General features: G+C 56.5%; 4 protein-coding genes. All 4 read left to right on the forward strand.

From position 1 onward, the window contains the following. The first annotated feature begins 130 nt into the window (after positions 1-130). A complete protein-coding gene (locus PGW49_RS10260; RefSeq protein ID WP_270226429.1) occupies positions 131-571 on the forward strand; it encodes a hypothetical protein in 441 nt (146 codons plus the stop codon). Between the two features lie 189 nt (positions 572-760). Further along, on the forward strand, positions 761-1,036 hold the full coding sequence (locus PGW49_RS10265) for a type II toxin-antitoxin system RelB/DinJ family antitoxin (RefSeq protein WP_055310766.1): 276 nt from the start codon (positions 761-763) through the stop codon (positions 1,034-1,036). Then, positions 1,033-1,332 (forward strand): type II toxin-antitoxin system RelE/ParE family toxin, encoded by a 300-nt coding sequence (locus tag PGW49_RS10270; RefSeq protein ID WP_270226430.1) that lies wholly within the window; start codon positions 1,033-1,035, stop codon positions 1,330-1,332. The genes PGW49_RS10265 and PGW49_RS10270 overlap by 4 nt, the downstream gene beginning before the upstream one ends. A 487-nt stretch (positions 1,333-1,819) precedes the next feature. After that, a partial coding sequence (locus tag PGW49_RS10275) for a hypothetical protein (protein ID WP_270226431.1) occupies positions 1,820-2,013 on the forward strand: 194 nt, incomplete at its 3' end.

A 2,013-nucleotide genomic window follows, 5' to 3' on the forward strand; every position in this document is an offset into this window, starting at 1 on the left:
ATCTCGCAGGCGCTCGTGGTGGACGGATGCACCGTCGACGCCCGGGCGGACGGGGCCGACGTCACGGACGAGGCCGTAGCCGGCGTGATCGCAGGCGACATGGCCGTGCGCGGCGGTGGGCGGGTCACTTGTGTCCGCGAGGTTTGTGACGCCTGTCGGCGGGGTCTTTGGTGCTGGTGGCGTGGTGGATGCCTCCGGCGCGGTGGCACCGCATGTGGTGGTTGAGCCCGATGTCGCCACGCCTCCGGCGGGGGAGACCGACAGGGGCGACGTGCCTGGCGATAGCGCGGACAAGTCTCCCGCCGATGCAAGCCCCGCTGCCGGAGAGCCCACCACGGAGCCCACGGCAAATCCCTCGCTGAAACCCGCGGCCGCGACAACCAAGACAACAACGACAGTAACCAAGACCACGGTAGTTAAGGCCTCAAAGCCCAAGACCGTAACTGCGACCTCCGCGTCTCTCCCCAAGACCAGTGACAGCAATTGGATCGCCGCGTCCTTTACGCTACTCCTGTTGGGACTGGGGCATCTAGGTGCCGCATATCGCTGTTGGGGCGTGCGGCATGCCTAGCTGCAATACAAAGGCCCTGTAGAAGCTTTAAAGGCAACGCTTTCCGAAAGGGAGCGTTGCCTTTTTACTGCATGCAATGTATGAGGTGCCGTACCACTAAAAGGCTTAGTTAATTGATTGTAATTACATAATCTACTATTGTATGTGCGTTATACTAAGGTTGCACTCACATGATTGGAGGGTCCAAAAATGGCAAGCTCAACATTAACCATTAGGGTTGACGATGACCTCAAACGCGAGGCAGCAGAAGTGGCTGATTACTATGGACTTGATTTGTCGTCCGTGACGCGCGCATTCTTCAAGCAAATGGTCAACACCCATCGCATCCCGTTGACTTTTGCCCCTGAGGAGCCCAATGCCGAAAGCCTTGAGGCCATTCGCGAGGGGGACGCGTTTCTTGCATCTGGCAAAAAAGGACGTTTTGACAATGGCGCCGATCTTATCGCTGCGGCGATGGCACAATGAGCACGTTAACCGCAGAGTTCTCTGCAGCCTTCTCCCGCGATTTAAAGAAAAAAGCAAAGCGCCGTAAATGGGATCTATCCGAGCTTCAAAAGCTAATTGACCTGGTGCTACAGAATACACCCGAGTCAATGGACATATTAAAACGACGTCATAATATGCACCGGCTAAGCGGCAACTGGGCAGGGCGAAACGAATGTCACGTAGCAAACTCTGGCGACTGGCTTGTCATATGGTCATCAAACGAAGAGGCAGCTTTCTTTGAACGCACCGGCAGCCATGATGAGCTGTTCCGATAGCTCCCTTAATATCGACACCACCAAAGCTATCCGGATTTCAAGCAAATGATATCCTATTTGTTCAACATTGTTGGAGATTTAGCTGCGCAATGATGATTGCCTCCCATCCTAGGCTGGAATATCGTCTCCAAACCAGGCCCTGGCAGCGGTTTGCTCTGCAAAAGGTTGCGCAATGTGCTCGCCGGTAGATCCTGCGCGTGGCCATACGCTACCAGACTCTTCCTTTTCATCGACAGGTTCCTTAAAGCGATGGCCCAACACTGTCGATGAGCGGAATGCGGCAAACTGCGCCCCGCGTTCTCTATCGAGGTGCGTCGATCCTAGGTACGAGGGGTTCGCCCAGATCGAGACGACCTATTAAGGCATCTCTGTCCCTGTCGTCTCAATGAACACCTTCGACCTGACTCATGCCTTACGCGATGTTCGGACAAACTCGGTTATAGCGATTTGCCTTCTCATTAAAAGGGACTGCAAGATGTTTACCGCCATGGCCTGCCTATTCGTTTTGCTGGGCGGGCCTTCTTATGCCGCGGGCGCGGAGAGCCTCATCATCGCGGGCGCGACGTACTGCGAGCCGGGCGCGTCGGGCCCCGGCTGGGCCTGGACCGATGCCGGCCACCTGGAGCTTGACGGCTACGCGGGCGAGGCCATCGGCGCCGAAGGCGACCTGGTGCTGACGCT

This window comes from Collinsella aerofaciens (genome assembly GCF_027679495.1).
GTDB lineage: Bacteria > Actinomycetota > Coriobacteriia > Coriobacteriales > Coriobacteriaceae > Collinsella > Collinsella aerofaciens_AK.

Coding starts and splice junctions, on each gene's coding strand:
- PGW49_RS10265 (WP_055310766.1), top strand. CDS start 761: ATGGCAAGCTCAACATTAACCATTAGGGTTGACGATGACCTCAAACGC.
- PGW49_RS10270 (WP_270226430.1), top strand. CDS start 1,033: ATGAGCACGTTAACCGCAGAGTTCTCTGCAGCCTTCTCCCGCGATTTA.